The following is a 14,006-nucleotide window of genomic DNA, read 5'->3' on the forward strand; positions in this document are numbered from 1 at the left end:
TTGAAGGTCAGGGCAGGGTCTTCCCGAGCCAGTCGATGAAGGTGCCATCATCCCAGTTCGCCAAGGTCACCAGGAAATCGATTGGCGGGAGACTGGCGGCGGAATGGCCGGACCGTTCATCGCCGGCGACCCCCAGGTGAATTTCACGGGTCGCACGGCCCGGCAAGGAGAGGCTCAGCGTGAGCCGTGTCGGCCCCGTGCGGAAAAACGGCAATTCGCGCCGGATCGCACATTCGGCGCCATGTGCGTCAAGCGCCACCTGGAGGTGCTCGAGCGCACGGAGCACGTCACGGTCAAGGCTTGCGGAGACGGGAACGAAGCGGCGGGCATGGTAGATTGGTATTGCACAGGCTGTGACGGCGTGTGCTCGGCCGTCAGCGGCGGCCTCGCACCGGATGAGGGCCAGAAACGAGCCACCGGCCGCTTCATGGGCTAGTTCGATACCATCCCGGACGCGGAGAGGCTGCCTTTGCGGCAAATAGAGCAGGGGTGACCGGGCATCGACCGCGTAGAGTAGCAGAAAGCCTGGGATCGGGTGTCGGGGACGGCCGCGGCGGATCAGCGTGGACGCGACTTCGCCGGACTGGAGGGGGGCGGCGTGAGTCCAGAGATGGTCGGCCAGGCTCATGCCGGGGATCACCTCTAAATCCTGGGCGGCTATGAGCAGCGCGTCGAGCGCGTCCGTTATGGACGGATGGTCGGGAGCAGCGGCGGGCGCCGGAATGATGTGCTGGTCGGCGGCGCAAATCAGACATTCGAGCAGTGCAGCGAGGTCGTTTGCGGCGGAAAAATTGTCCGCTCCAGATAGTGGAGGAATGCCATGGTCCATAGACAGGGAGAATGATCGGCGGCGAGCCCCCGACGCTGGTGGACCCGTCCCGTTCATATTCATTGCCGATCTTCCCCGGAGGACTTGAGCCCGGGGCACAGGCCGCGAGAGGCAGCCGTTCTGTTCACACGATACGATGGAACGCGGTCATTGCTCGCTACGGGCGCATGCGATGCAAAGCGCCGCCTCGGGCCGAACCGCGAGGCGCGCGGCTGCGATGGCGCCGCCGCAGCGGACGCATTCGCCATAAGTGCCCCGCTCGATCCTTTCGAGAGCGCGGCTCACGGATGCGATCTGGCGGTCGATGAGAGCAGCCTGACCCTCGAGCGCGGCATCATCTTCCATTTCCACCGCCTGCTCGGAAAAATCGGCATTCAGCGGTTCCGCGAGGTCGGTTTCGACCCGGGCCTGTCTGCCGCGAAGCTCGACGAGCTGCTCTTCAAGCTGGGTCTTGATGGCGGCGGTATCGGTCATTCGGTCATTCCTTCACACGTGCATGCCGTCTGTCGAGGGCCGGGCCAAGGCCGCGATCGCATCGGGAGGCGTTCAGAGGGCCTGCTTCAGGCGCTGATAGGCGGCGCGCAGTTCATTGCCGAGGCTTAGCAGGGCTGCCTTGATACCCTCGCCGCTCTTGTGAAGACCAGCCTCCGCGACGAAGTGATTCCACTTGGCCTCGATTTCTTCCCATTCCTGCTTTGTTTCCATGGTCCCGAGGTGGACCTGAACCCTGGCTTCGTCCCTGAGCTTGGCGAGATCCGCCTTCAGGTCATCAAGTGCACTCATGTCGTTTCTCCTGGGCCTGCAAAGCGCCGCAGCCTCATTTCACTATCGAACAAGGACAACGGACGCGCTACGTAATGCCCCGGATACAGGTGGCCACCAGTTCTGCCCCCTGCCTGTTCACCCGATGCGTGCCTGCTGCCCAATCGTCGATCCGGCTCGGGAAAGTGCCTAGCGCTTCGGAGGCTTGGGCTGCTGCAAGCGGATTGCAGCAAGCAGTGTGCCGAGTTGCTTTTGTGCTTCGGCGGCCTGGTTTTCGGGATAGGCTGCGGTCATCCGTCCGCTCCAGTAGCCATAGTTGACGGTTGTCAGGCTGAAAAGCCAAGGCTGGTTGTCCCGCGCCCCGGTGAACGTGCCGCGATAGGCGTCGAGACGGCGCTGGTTGGGAATCTTCGTGGGGCCCTGCGAAAGCAGCGTCGGGGCCGAGAAATGGGACATCGTGGATTGCCGCATGATCTCATAATGATCATGCGCGGACATATCCTCAATGTGGACCACGGCGATGCGTACAACGATGCGGTCGCTACCTGTACCGAGCGGACGGTCATAACCCACCGCGATATATTCGCCGCCAGGGTCGAAGGCACGCTCGCGCATCCGGGTGAATCCCGCGAACTCGGTCGGAAAGCGCAGGCCGCTCGCAACATGGACCAAAGTTGTCCCGTCCGACGCAAGGGAAAAGCCATCGGGAATTTCGGCCTGGGCCGTCCCGGCCGCCGGCGGTTGTTCGGCTGCGATAGATGGCGTGGCCAGCAACAGGCTGCAAAAGGCAAGCGGTCGGAGCGCGGAAAATAACGTCACGGTGAGATCCTGGCTGGAAGGGCCTGCTGGCAGTGGATATTTTCCTGTTATCGGCGTCACGGCGCAGGCGGGATTGGGAACTATACGTAGCGGCGGGTTGAGCACCAAGCTTTACCCATACTGACAGACAGGTTTTGTCAAGTTTGTGGCACAGCGAAGGAGGATGCGGTGCTTGCAAGAACAGTACAATCCTATTTGCCAGAGTCCGTCCCGGTTGATCCGACTACAATTTTATCTTTATCGGCGCCATCTACGGGCGGGGCCTATGCGTTGACGCTCCATCTTGCCGAGCCAGTGCTCTTTTGCCGATCGAACGGACCGCATCACTTTGAGCCTGGACGTTATGTTTATGCAGGGAGCGCCTATGGTCCGGGCGGCATGAGGGCGAGGGTGGAGCGCCACTTTCGGAAGAGCAAGGCGATCCGATGGCACATCGACCATCTGACCCATCGGGCCAAGACGCTACAGGCGGTGCTGATCGAGGGTGGGGCCGAATGTGATATTGTCAGAGTTCTCGTCGCGACCGGAGAATTTCGAAGTCCCCTGAAAGGCTTCGGAAGCACCGATTGCAGGCGCTGCTGTTCCCATTTGCTTCAGTGGCGGGCCGGGAGCGGCACGTAAACGCGCGGGGATTTTTTGGTCTGACCTTGCTCCGGATGTCTGTTCCACACGTGGAATGCTGTCCTCGGGTGCGTACTCGATCCACTGCCCCGAGGGGCATTTGATCGGACGTCAGCCTCCGGGACTTTACGGATCAGTTGGCTGCCGACCCTGTGCCATAGGAACGGGAAGCTGGAGGAAAACGATGACCATGCGAGATATTCTGCTGCAGGCCAATACGCATCCCGAGCCGACCCCGGAATGGGCGATCGACAGAGTCAGGGAGCTCGCCGCTCGTCTCGGCGCCAGGGTGTCCCTTGGGGTCTGCCAGGTCCATATTCCTCAAGTCTCGAACTGGTTGGCGAACAAGCTGCTGAACATCGATGGCATGATCGCCGGCGAGAACAAGAAGAGCGCGGTCAACGCGGACGCGATCAGGGAGACCTTCAAGGCCAGGGTGCCCGCCGATCACCTTGGCGAGACATTCGTCATAGACTGCCCGGGAACGGTGACCCATTGGCAGCTTGCCGTGCGGGCGAGGGCCCATGATCTCACTGTCGTTCCGGTCTATGGCCATGCGGAGACGATCTCGGTGGCCGAAGGCCTGGTTTTCGAAAGCGGCCGTCCGGTTCTTTTGCTGCCCGAGGTGACCGTGCCTGAGCTTAAGTTCGACAGGATCGCCATTGCCTGGGACGGGAGCAGTGTTGCGGCGCGGGCCATGTCCGACGCGATGCCGCTCTTGCGGCAGGCGAGTTCGGTTGCGATCGTGCAGATCACGGGCGAGAAGGATCTGTCCAAGGCCGCTGCTCCCGCAGAGGCGGTTCGCAACCTGAAGCTCCACGACATCGAGGCCGAGGTGGTGGCAGTCGAACTGGAAGAGCGCGATGCGGCGGCGACGCTCCAGGCCTATTGTGAACGCGACGGCCGCGAGCTGCTCGTCATGGGTGCGTTCGGGCACTCGCGGGCGCGCGAGTTCGTGCTGGGCGGCGTGACACGATCCGTTCTCGATACGCCGAAACTGCCGATATTTATCTCGCACTGACCTTCAGAACTCTTGCGAGAAAATCTGGCATGTTGCCCATTAGTGTGGCTGGAAGGGGTCGGACAGGGTTGGATCAACGACCGGGTACGTAATGTGCTGATGGTTTCGCCTTCGGCGACCAATGGCAACAGTCTTGTTGTCGGCGGCAATCTACTTTCAGGCAGCGTGCCGACCACCGAGATGATGACCGCGCTCGCACTGTGACGGCCTCGGCACTCTGGGTTGGGCGGATCAGGTGCCGAGTCCGCAGCTCACGACCAGGCCGACCTTGTGCGCAATCATGGTGTCCAGGCTCGGCGTCAAGGCGACGCCGTCGAATTGCACTTGGAGCTATCTTACGCCGATACAGAGCTATTCTTGACCTGTCTGGTGATTATATATAGGACTCCTAATCATATTTGATTTCGAGGCCTGATGACCGCCAACGCCCATATCATGACCGGACTGTCGCGGATCGGGATGCTGCTGCGCTCGGAAGGCTGGCGGCAGGCGGAGGCGACCGGACTCACGCCGACGCAGAGCCAAATTCTCGCCCATCTCGTCGCGCGGGGGCCGGCGCGTATCGGCGCGATCGCGGCCGAGATCGCCGTGACGCAGCCGACCACGAGCGATGCTGTCGCCGCGCTGGTTCGCAAGGGCTATGTGGAGAAGCGGCCCGACCCCGCTGATGCGCGCGCCGCGCAACTGCATTCGACCGATGCCGGAACACGACTGGCGGGCCAACTGGCCGTCTGGCCGGACGCCCTGCTGGCCGCGGTCGATATGCTCGATGACAGCGAACGCGCTGCTTTCCTCAAAGGTCTCACCAAGATGATCGGCGCGCTCCAGATGCGCGGCGCGATTCCCATCCAGCGCATGTGCGTCGCCTGCACGCACTTTCGGCCCAATGTCCATTCCGATGCGGCCCGTCCGCATCACTGCGCCTTCGTGGACGCGGCTTTCGGCGACGCTTCGCTGCGTCTCGATTGCGGCGATCACGAGGAAGCCGACGCATCCGCGCGGCTTGAAAGCTGGGCTCGCTTCACAACGGAGCCTGCCCATGTGTGAGCGCCCCGCTCGCGGCAACGAACGGGGCGCTCGGTTGTCCACCCTCGGATAAGGAAGGAACATTCAATCATGCCTCAGAAAGCGACATTTTACCATGCCGGATGCCCGGTCTGCATCAGCGCCGAACAGGGTCTCGCCCATGCGCTCGATCCGGCGCAATATGATGTCGAGGTCGTGCATCTCGGCGATGTACCGGGGCGGATCGCGGAAGCCGAAGCGGCTGGCGTCGGCTCGGTCCCGGCGCTCGTGATTGCCGGCCAGCCCTTTCACATCAATTTCGGTGCCTCGCTCGCCGATGTGAAGGGTTCGGCCTGATCGGTCGGTCCCGGCGGCGTCTGTCGCCGGGACCGCCACCCAACTACGGAAATCCCGGAGAATGACAGCACCGACCAGACCAGCCCCGGCGATCGAGGCGGTTCAATGGTTCAACACCGAGACGCCGTCGACGCTCGACGCCTTGCGTGGCCGGGTTGTCGTTATCGAGGCGTTCCAGATGCTGTGCCCTGGCTGTGTCAGCCATGGCTTGCCGCAGGCGACCCGCATCCATGAAACCTTCAGCCGTGACGATGTATTCGTGTTTGGCCTGCACAGCGTCTTCGAACATCACGAGGCCCAGGGCCCGACATCGCTCAAGGCCTTTCTTCATGAGTACCGCATCGCCTTCCCGGTCGCCGTCGACGCGCCGGGAGAAGCGGGCGGCCTGCCGGTCACGATGACGCGCTACGGCATGCAAGGCACACCGACCCTCGTGCTGATCGGCCGCGACGGCCACCGCCGGGCGCAGCATTTCGGTCACGTCGCGGATTTGCGCCTCGGTGCGGAAATCATGGCACTGATCGCAGAGCCCGCGCGAGTCCGCCCAAGCGGAAATCCCCGCGTTTAACAGCCCTATTGGCATCGGTGGCAGGGCTGCCCGGCTATCGGAGCAATTGCGGCGGGAAATCCAGTTCGAAGTTCGAATAGCGCGCCTCAGCACCGAACGTCCGTTCGCTGTTCCGGCCGGCATATCGATCGAGCAACGGCGAATAGGTGTAGAAGCGGATCTTGCGGGCCTCTGTGTCGAACTCCATGAACCGCAGCCAGCCCGCACCGCCATTGGCCGAGCCGGAAACACCGTCCGGGCCAATGGTGTTGCCCTGATAGTCCTGAAGGATCTGATAGACAGGATAGCCCGCCTCGTTCCGGTCGATCCGCAGATTTTCGCCCTGCGACACGCCGTCGACGGTCGGGGTCCAGTTGTGCCCCGACAGGATCATGAAGATCTGTGCGTTTTTGGCGATGAACCGGTTCCAGACCTCGTCGGGCGGCAGATGGTCGGTCCCAGCAAAATAGGCCTGGTAGCCGTTGGACCGCGCGGGGCTGGAGGTGGCCAGAGCGGGCACGAGCCATTCATGGGTGGTGATGATCGCGGGCAGGCCGGGATGGGCGTCGATCACGCCTTGCGCCCATGCGAGAGCCGCAGGTGTCGGCTGCATTTCCAGCGACAGGTGCAGGAAGCGCTGCCCACCGCCGGTGAAGAGCTGATAGCTGTTCAGCCCATGGTTGAATGACCCGCCATACCAGGACTTGTTCGCGAAATGGCGCGATTGCGGGCCGAAATACAGATCCCACACACGCCCGCCGGAAAGGGGGCGAGACACGCCTGGACCGTTCTCGTCTTCCCACCAGCTATAATTGTCATAGTCGTGATTGCCAGGCGACATGCCGAAAGGAATCGCGGCGCGGCCGAGGATCGAGACGGCGCGGGTTGCGATATCCCATTCGGCGCGGCCATCCCACGCGCGATAGCGAGGCGCTTCTTTCGTCCCGATCTGCTGGCGGAACTGCCCGTCGCCATGCTGGACGATGTCGCCGACGAAGGTGACGAACGCCAGCCTCTTCTCCTCGCGCGTGTCGACCAGATATTGCATCTGGCGGGCGAAAGTCTCTTCGCCGCGCGGCTGGGCAAGTGTGATGTCGGCATAATTCTGGGTGTCGGGAACGACTGCGACAGTGAACCGCTCGGCCCAGGCCGGCGCGCCGACCGCAAGCAGCGCGGCGCAGACGATCGTGGCGATCCAATGGCGGCTGAACATGGCGATGCTATTCTCCTGCGCTGCGAGAAGGCATCCATCGCGTGTCGTCGTGACGTTGCCGTGACGGGCCAGTGCTGTTCTGCGCATGAAGGGGAACCGGCGCACCGTCCGAACATCGGCGATCTGAACGTCTCGCACACGCAACAGTCGCCGGGCATGATCGTCCGGACAAGGAGAGAAAAGGATGAAGCTCGCCGTCTATAATGTCGAAAATCTGTTCGACCGCGCCAAGGCCATGAACCTCGACAGCTGGGAGGACGGCCGCCCGGTGCTGGAGAAGTTCGCCGCACTCAACGGCCTGCTTGGCCAGATCGCCTATTCGCCCGCCGACAAGACCCGGATGGTCGAACTGCTGCACGATCTCGGCCTCGAGAAATCCGATACCGGCCCGTTCGTCATCCTGCGCCGGAACCACGGCGGCCTGCTGCGGCGGCCGAGGACAGGAGGCGTCGTGATCGAAGCCGATGGCCGTGCGGACTGGGTCGGCTCGCTGGAACTGCGCGACGAGCCGGTCAACGAACATGCGATGCGTAACACCGCGCGGGTGATGATGGATATCGAGGCCGACGTGCTCGGCGTGATCGAGGCGGAGAGCCGCCCGGTGCTTGCCGCCTTCAATAGCGAGATACTGCCGGCGCTCGGCGGCGCCCCGTTCCGCCATGTCATGCTGATCGACGGCAATGACGAACGCGGCATCGATGTCGGTCTGATGAGCTGCGAGGGCTATCCGATCGGCACGATGCGCAGCCATGTCGACGACCGATTGCCGAACGGCCAGCCCGTCTTCTCGCGCGACTGTCCGCAGTTCGAGGTGACGACGCCATCGGGTGAGAAGCTGCTGGTGCTGGTCAATCATCTCAAGAGCAAGGGCTATGGCGGCACCGCCGCGTCCAACGCGAAGCGCAAGGCCCAGGCCGAACGGATCGCCGAAATCTACAGGGGACTGATCGCCAACGGCGCAAGCCATGTCGCGGTCATCGGCGATTTCAACGACACGCCGACAAGCGCGCCGCTCGCGCCGCTGCTGGAAGCGACCGATCTGAAGGATGTCTTCACGCATCCGGCATTCGACGATGGCGGCTATCCGGGCACCTACGGCCTGTGCAACGCCGCCAACAAGATCGACTACATCCTGCTTTCGCCGGGCCTGTTCGGGAAGGTGCGGGGCGGCGGCGTATTCCGCAAGGGGATGTGGCCGGGTTCGCGCCCCAGGCGCTGGGATGCTTATGCGGAGGTCGGCCGCCCTGCCGATGCAGGCTCGGACCATGCTGCCGTCTGGGCGGAAATCGACATCTGACCGCCTGGGTTGCGACAATAAAGTATAAAACAATCGGGCGAACAGATTTAGCTATCGCAGAAGCCGTCTGTTCACGATCATGCGCGGTAGGGGACCGTAATGATTCGAGATCGGCCGTGTGACGCACGAGCCGTTGCAAGAAGGGCGTGCATGGCCGACGAAATAGAGTTGAAACTCGACCTGACGCCGGAGGCGGCCAATGCGCTCGAAGCCGCCGCCTTGCTGCCAGGCAATCCCGACATCGCCGAGCAACGGTCGATCTATTTCGATACGCCCGACCACCGGCTGTCGAAGGCCGGGCTTTCGCTTCGCATCCGCCGTTCGGGCAAGAAGCGCATCCAGACGGTCAAGGCGGACGGCGCCAGCGCCGCCGGGCTGTTCATGCGCTCCGAATGGGAACGCCCCGTCGACAGCGATACGCCTGTTCTCGACGACACCACACCGATCCGGGCGCTGCTTGGCGGTGCTACCGATACCATTGCCCCGGCCTTCGAGGTGTGGATCGAGCGGCGGACATGGATCATCGGCGAAGGCGAGGCGACGATCGAACTGGTGCTCGATCGCGGCGAGGCGGTGGCGGGCGAACGAAGCTCGCCGATCTGTGAGATCGAGCTGGAGCTGAAGCAGGGAAACCCCGCCGCGCTGTTCGCGCTGGCCCGCCGCATCGATGCGGTCGCGCCCGTCCGCCTCGGTGTGCAGAGCAAGGCCGAGCGGGGCTATCGGCTTACCGGCCGCGCTCCGACCATGGTCAAGGCCGAGCCGGTGACGCTCGGCGCCGGGATGACGGCGGCCGAAGCGTTCCGGCATATCGTCCAGAGCTGCGTGCGGCAGTTCCGGCTGAACGAGGCGCTGCTGCTGCTGCTCAGTGGCCGGGAAGCCGGCGCCCTGCATCAGGCGCGGGTGGCGCTGCGCCGCCTGCGCTCGGCCTTCTCGATCTTCAAGCCGGTGATCGGCGGGAAGGACCATCTGGCGTTGCGTGGGGAGCTGCGCTGGCTCGCCTCGGAACTGGCCGATGCCCGCAACCTCGACGTGCTGCTCGAACGCGCCGGACCCGGCGCGTTGCACGACCGGATCGCGGCGGCGCGCGAGGCTGCCTATGACCGGGTGGGAGAGGTGCTGGCCTCGGCGCGGGTGCGGGCGCTGATGCCCGGTCTGGCGGAATGGACCGCGAGCGGCGACTGGCTGGATGCGCCCGGCGCCGCGGGAGATCGCGATCAACCAGCGCGTGACTTTGCCGTCACCGCGCTCGACCGGTATCGCCGCAAGGTGAAGAAGGGTGGGCGGGATCTCGCCCATATCGACGACGAGGCGCGCCACGAGGTCCGCAAGGACGCCAAGAAGCTGCGCTATGCGTCGGAATTCTTCACCAGCCTGTTCGAGCGCAAGCGCGAGCGGCGGCGGTACAAACGGTTCGTCGACGCGCTGGAAAATCTCCAGGACCAGCTCGGCGCACTCAACGATCTTGCGGCCGCGCCGCAGCTAGTGGGACAGCTCGGCCTTGCGGACGATCCGGATGCCGCGCGGCTGCTGGCCGAAGGCAAGTGCGAGACGCTGCTGGAGGCAGCCGTCGACGCCCATGACGATTTGATCGACATGAAGCGCTTCTGGCGCTGAGCGCGGAGAATCGTTGCGACCCCCCCGTTTTGCTTGGCGATCGCGGGCGTTCCTTTCCTGCAGGCCATCCGCGCTGGAGACCCTCGATGCTCAATCCCTTCACCTTCTGGACCCGGATGATGGACGCCAGCCTCGAACTTACCCGAATGGGGCAAAGGATGTCCGAAACGATGGCGGCATCGCACGATGTCATCGGCGCGCGTTCGGGCATGATCCGGACCGCGCTGGGCTCGCCGCTCGAGGCGAACTATCGCGAACTCGCGCGCATGGTGCCGGAGAAGGTCGAGGCATTTTCGAAAGCGGGTGCGGCCATCGCGACAGAATGGTGGGCGATGCAGGCCGACATGCTGACCCAGGCGCAGCAGCTGGGACAGATGGCGCTCAAGGGGCGGCCGCCGACGGCTGTCGAATGGAGCGCGATGACGGAACGGACCATTGCCCATGGCGTGCGCGCGCTCGAACGCGGCGTGGCGCTCGGTGCGGGGGCGGTGAAGCCGATCCATGCCCGCGCAACCGCGAACGTCCGCCGGCTCAAGCGGGCAAGGAAGCCGTAATCGCTCGAACAGCGGCCGCTCCACCGGTCGCGTGTATTCGGCGAGAATTTCCGGCGCCTGGCGAAGAAAGGCAGGAAGCAGCGTGGGAACCACGCGCCGCTCGCCGTGAATCAATTGTTGGCTTGCGGGGCCTTGCCTGTCAGTTCGAGAAACTGGCGCACCGTCACGATCCGCGCTCCGGCGTGCCGCTCAAGGCTCAACAGGTCCGCTTTGTCGCCTGTGACCAGCATATTGGCGGCGCCCGCCTCGACGGTGGCGAGCAAATAATTGTCCCAGGGGTCACGGCAAACAGTGACAACGGGCAGCTCGTCGAGGACAGTGGCAACCGCGCGCAATTCATTGACCAGACGTCCGGCCAGCATGGGCGACAGCCGGGCGCGTATCTTCGGATAGCGCGTGACGCGCCGCACTTCCTCGATTTGCTCGACGGAGGTCAGCAGGCTGAAATGCCCCTGTCGCCATAATACGACCAACTGTGCCGGCAACGAACGGGCCGACAGCAAGGCGCTGACAAAGACGTTCGTGTCGATGACGATGCGCATGGTTTATTGCTTGCGCGCGTCGGCGACCGCTTCCTCGATCAGGCTGTCCAATTCATCGACGGAAAGATCATCGAACCCGGCCCTGGCTTCCGCAAGCGTCAGGTCGAGCAGGCGCCATTTGACCGATTCCTCGATAAACCTGGAAAGATCGCCCTTCTTCATCCCACGCTGCGCGAGATAGGTCCGCACCTCGATATCCGTTTCAGGCGCCACATTCACGGTCCAGCGGGTTGCATCGCCCATGACCACCAACTCCAATAAGCTGTTTTACACTTAAGCGCTTATCATGTTTTACGCCGACCGGCAATCCGTGACTATTCTTCCGCAGCGGCTGCAACATCCTCGCCGATTTCCCGTTGAACTCGCGCGCATGGCGCCGGAGAAGGTCGAGGCGTTCTCGAAAGCGAACGCCGTGATCGCCGCCGCGCAGGTATCGACGCAGGCCGACATGCTGGCCCAGGCCCGGCGGTTCGGGCCGGTGGCGCTGAAGGGCGACCGCCAACCGCCGCCGAACGGGGCGGGTTGACGGCCCGTAATATCGCGCATGGCACGCGCGGATTGAACGGAGCGTAGCGCTCGGCGCGGGGGCGGTGAAACCGGTCCATGCCCGCGCTCCCGCGAACGCCCGCCGGCTCAAGCGGGCAAGAAAGCCGTAATCGCTCGACCGGTCTGCCTCGTCAGGCCGCGACCCCTATCGCCGGATGCACCGCACGCGACGCGACCCAATCGAACAGCGGCCGTTCCCCGGCCCCTTCACGGTCCGCAACGATGGCTGCCAGTTTCGCAATGAAGGTGGCAAGCCATTGCGCATCGCCGCCGGCCCGGTGTCGAGCGAAGGACTGCGCGTTCACGAGCGCCTGCGCTCGCGCGATATCTGCGTCGTCGGCGCCGAGCCGGTCGATCACTTCCTCGATATGGCGGATATCCACCGGTGGGGCGGTTCCGGCAGCACCCGCCAGCGTCCTCAGCCATTGGGCGTCGAGATAGCTGTCGGCGAAAACGCGCGCGTCGCCGACCGCCGCCGCCAGTTCGGCCATCACGCGATCAGCCGGAAGGCCGTCGTGGTAGAGTTGGTCGCGGGCGATGCCGTGAAGGGACTGGGCTTCGCTGGTCCAGTCCCAGCCGGTCCAGGCCTCATGCGGCCGGATCAGCCAGGAGCACGAGAGGTCGCCAACGCTCGCGATGCCGACCTCGATCGGGAAGGATCGGCCGTGGCATGGCAGGCAGGAGGCTTCGAAGTCGATCGTGATGATGGTCATGGGAGATGCTCAGCGAGTCTGAAGGAAGGAAACTGCGGCGCGGCCCTTGCTGGGCCGCCACCGATCCCGTGTCAGTTACAATTCCGGATAGGTCGAGCCGCAGTGGCATTGGACTCGCGTGGTATAGGCGCGTTCGAAGCCCGGCTTCTCATCGGTGGCTATGCTGTTGCTCGGATCCGTCATCAGGAGTCTCCGTGTCTCGAGGCCCCCCATCCCGATCCTGATGCCATTCTCACAAGACGGGAAAATGACGTTTGCGAGCTATGCGTTGGACGGTGCAGGCCGGCGGACGAGCGGACACGCCCGCCCGCCCTTTTCATGATTACACCGGCTGGACGTTGACCTATTCTTGAGCGTCTTGGCGGTCTTGAGTCGAGTTGGATGGAATCAGCAATTCATGACGAATACTATTCCGGATTCTCACTCGTGATTACGGTGACCGCTGCGCCCGTGTTCCCGCTCTGCAAGCTATCCGCCGTCACAATAAGCGTACTTCCCGGCTTGAGGATCACCAGAAGATTCTGGCGGAAGTCCTCCGGCAGCGTCAGCCGCTCGCGCTCCTGCCGGGATACTTCGCCCGTCCGGGTGTTTCCGAGCAAGGGCAGGTACATCCAATGCGTGCCGTGCTGGTCGATGGAGGAAAGCGTGAAGGCCTGCAACCCTGAAACCTGTCCGCGGATCGCGATGGGCGCGGAGCCGATCTCGACGCCATTGCGCAGGACCACGGCACGCGCGTCGGAGGCGCTGAGTATGATGGAAACCGGACCAGTGGGCGCTTTTTCTGGCTGCCAGGTCGTGGAGAAGGCGCTCTCGAATGAAGAGGGTGAAGCCCCCCGATTTTCCAGCACATGCGGGGCTGGAGCGAAACGCGGGATGTCCGCCGATTGGGTAATGATCACCGTCAATCCGAGTTGGGTGACTCCATAGAGGTGTTCCGCAAAGGCCAGCGGCAACCGTATGCAGCCATGCGATGCGGGATAGCCAGCATGCATGGCAATGCCGCTCCAGGTGAGCCTTTGCATGAACGGCATCGGTGCATCATCGTAAAGGTTTGATTTGTGGTCGACCTTCTTCTGCAGGATCGTGAAAATCCCGGTCGGCGTCTCATGGCCGGCGGTGCCTGATGATATGGTCGAAACCCCGATCAGGACACCATTGCGATAGACATAGGCGCGCTGCTTGCTGAGGCTGACGACGATGATGACGGGGCCTTCCGGGGCCGCTTCGGGCGCCCAGAGAAATTGTCCCGGCCGCAAAGTCTGAACGGTTGCTGTGATTGATCCTTCGTCAAGCCGTGTTTGGGCGAATGCCGGCGAAACGGCCAGACCAAGGGCGCTCACCGCTGCGGTTGCCAGCAAGGAACGGCGCGTGAGGTACGGAGTCGGGCCTGTCGTCATGCAACGTCTCTTTTATGGAACAATGTGCGGGCAGGGAGCGCAACAAAGCAGGTGAAAGATGGACGAGCAACACCGACGCCGGATCCTTGCGGTCGGGAGCGGACACCATATGGGTCGGGGAGCGCAGAAAGCATTTCAGGCATCAGGGCGAAATACGCAGATGACCGGG

Annotated in this window: 19 protein-coding genes; 10 read left to right on the forward strand and 9 right to left on the reverse strand. The window is 63.5% G+C overall.

The window, feature by feature from the left end:
- Window positions 1-7: 7 nt before the first annotated feature.
- The 4 genes from G432_RS21440 to G432_RS21455 all read right to left on the reverse strand — a co-directional run bounded on the left by G432_RS21440 (window position 8) and on the right by G432_RS21455 (window position 2,518).
- Entirely contained in the window at window positions 8-829 is an 822-nt protein-coding gene (locus G432_RS21440; protein WP_015449389.1) for a hypothetical protein, read from the reverse strand.
- Window positions 830-976: 147 nt separating this feature from the next.
- Window positions 977-1,303, reverse strand: a complete 327-nt coding sequence (locus G432_RS21445) for a TraR/DksA family transcriptional regulator (protein WP_015449390.1) — start codon at window positions 1,301-1,303, stop codon at window positions 977-979.
- 72 nt (window positions 1,304-1,375) lie between these two features.
- Window positions 1,376-1,612 carry a hypothetical protein gene (locus tag G432_RS21450; protein WP_015449391.1) on the reverse strand — a complete coding sequence of 79 codons (237 nt, stop codon included), beginning with the start codon at window positions 1,610-1,612 and terminating at the stop codon, window positions 1,376-1,378.
- A gap of 168 nt (window positions 1,613-1,780) precedes the next feature.
- Entirely contained in the window at window positions 1,781-2,518 is a 738-nt protein-coding gene (locus G432_RS21455; RefSeq protein WP_144062204.1) for a hypothetical protein, read from the reverse strand.
- Window positions 2,519-2,704: 186 nt separating this feature from the next.
- On the opposite strand from G432_RS21455, the gene G432_RS24480 reads away from it, so the two are divergent.
- From G432_RS24480 to G432_RS21475, 6 genes are all read left to right on the forward strand, one after another.
- Window positions 2,705-3,031 (forward strand): GIY-YIG nuclease family protein, encoded by a 327-nt coding sequence (locus tag G432_RS24480; RefSeq protein WP_443024298.1) that lies wholly within the window; start codon window positions 2,705-2,707, stop codon window positions 3,029-3,031.
- 184 nt (window positions 3,032-3,215) lie between these two features.
- A complete protein-coding gene (locus G432_RS21460) occupies window positions 3,216-4,052 on the forward strand; it encodes a universal stress protein (protein WP_015449394.1) in 837 nt (278 codons plus the stop codon).
- Between the two features lie 42 nt (window positions 4,053-4,094).
- Window positions 4,095-4,256, forward strand: a complete 162-nt coding sequence (locus G432_RS23865) for a hypothetical protein (protein WP_187294075.1) — start codon at window positions 4,095-4,097, stop codon at window positions 4,254-4,256.
- A gap of 210 nt (window positions 4,257-4,466) precedes the next feature.
- Window positions 4,467-5,099, forward strand: a complete 633-nt coding sequence (locus G432_RS21465; protein WP_015449395.1) for a MarR family winged helix-turn-helix transcriptional regulator — start codon at window positions 4,467-4,469, stop codon at window positions 5,097-5,099.
- A gap of 69 nt (window positions 5,100-5,168) precedes the next feature.
- Complete coding sequence (locus G432_RS21470; protein ID WP_015449396.1) at window positions 5,169-5,414, forward strand: hypothetical protein; 246 nt, start codon at window positions 5,169-5,171, stop codon at window positions 5,412-5,414.
- Between the two features lie 61 nt (window positions 5,415-5,475).
- Window positions 5,476-5,982 (forward strand): redoxin domain-containing protein, encoded by a 507-nt coding sequence (locus G432_RS21475; protein WP_015449397.1) that lies wholly within the window; start codon window positions 5,476-5,478, stop codon window positions 5,980-5,982.
- Between the two features lie 34 nt (window positions 5,983-6,016).
- On the opposite strand, the gene G432_RS21480 is transcribed toward G432_RS21475, so the two are convergent.
- Window positions 6,017-7,174, reverse strand: coding sequence for a metallophosphoesterase (locus G432_RS21480; RefSeq protein WP_015449398.1), 1,158 nt, complete (start codon window positions 7,172-7,174; stop codon window positions 6,017-6,019).
- Between the two features lie 184 nt (window positions 7,175-7,358).
- Here G432_RS21480 and G432_RS21485 point away from each other — a divergent pair, with 184 nt between their 5' ends.
- The 3 genes from G432_RS21485 (at window position 7,359) to G432_RS21495 (ending at window position 10,639) form a co-directional block, all read left to right on the forward strand.
- A complete protein-coding gene (locus G432_RS21485; protein WP_015449399.1) occupies window positions 7,359-8,471 on the forward strand; it encodes an endonuclease/exonuclease/phosphatase family protein in 1,113 nt (370 codons plus the stop codon).
- 150 nt (window positions 8,472-8,621) lie between these two features.
- Window positions 8,622-10,085: a CYTH and CHAD domain-containing protein gene (locus tag G432_RS21490; RefSeq protein WP_015449400.1), complete on the forward strand. Its 1,464-nt coding sequence runs from the start codon at window positions 8,622-8,624 to the stop codon at window positions 10,083-10,085.
- Window positions 10,086-10,171: 86 nt separating this feature from the next.
- Complete coding sequence (locus G432_RS21495; RefSeq protein ID WP_015449401.1) at window positions 10,172-10,639, forward strand: hypothetical protein; 468 nt, start codon at window positions 10,172-10,174, stop codon at window positions 10,637-10,639.
- A 110-nt stretch (window positions 10,640-10,749) separates the two neighbouring features.
- Here the strand turns inward: G432_RS21495 and G432_RS21500 are convergent, their stop codons facing one another.
- Window positions 10,750-11,181 carry a putative toxin-antitoxin system toxin component, PIN family gene (locus tag G432_RS21500; RefSeq protein ID WP_015449402.1) on the reverse strand — a complete coding sequence of 144 codons (432 nt, stop codon included), beginning with the start codon at window positions 11,179-11,181 and terminating at the stop codon, window positions 10,750-10,752.
- A 3-nt stretch (window positions 11,182-11,184) separates the two neighbouring features.
- On the reverse strand, window positions 11,185-11,424 hold the full coding sequence (locus G432_RS21505) for a ribbon-helix-helix domain-containing protein (protein WP_015449403.1): 240 nt from the start codon (window positions 11,422-11,424) through the stop codon (window positions 11,185-11,187).
- 43 nt (window positions 11,425-11,467) lie between these two features.
- On the opposite strand from G432_RS21505, the gene G432_RS23555 reads away from it, so the two are divergent.
- Window positions 11,468-11,707, forward strand: a complete 240-nt coding sequence (locus G432_RS23555) for a hypothetical protein (protein ID WP_144062205.1) — start codon at window positions 11,468-11,470, stop codon at window positions 11,705-11,707.
- Between the two features lie 151 nt (window positions 11,708-11,858).
- Here G432_RS23555 and G432_RS21510 read toward each other — a convergent pair whose 3' ends face one another.
- Both G432_RS21510 and G432_RS21515 read right to left on the reverse strand, forming a co-directional pair.
- Window positions 11,859-12,440 (reverse strand): hypothetical protein, encoded by a 582-nt coding sequence (locus tag G432_RS21510; protein WP_015449404.1) that lies wholly within the window; start codon window positions 12,438-12,440, stop codon window positions 11,859-11,861.
- A gap of 407 nt (window positions 12,441-12,847) precedes the next feature.
- Window positions 12,848-13,837 (reverse strand): L,D-transpeptidase, encoded by a 990-nt coding sequence (locus G432_RS21515; RefSeq protein ID WP_084673722.1) that lies wholly within the window; start codon window positions 13,835-13,837, stop codon window positions 12,848-12,850.
- Window positions 13,838-14,006: the final 169 nt, after the last annotated feature.

It is taken from the genome of Sphingomonas sp. MM-1, assembly GCF_000347675.2.
GTDB lineage: Bacteria > Pseudomonadota > Alphaproteobacteria > Sphingomonadales > Sphingomonadaceae > Sphingomonas_E > Sphingomonas_E fennica.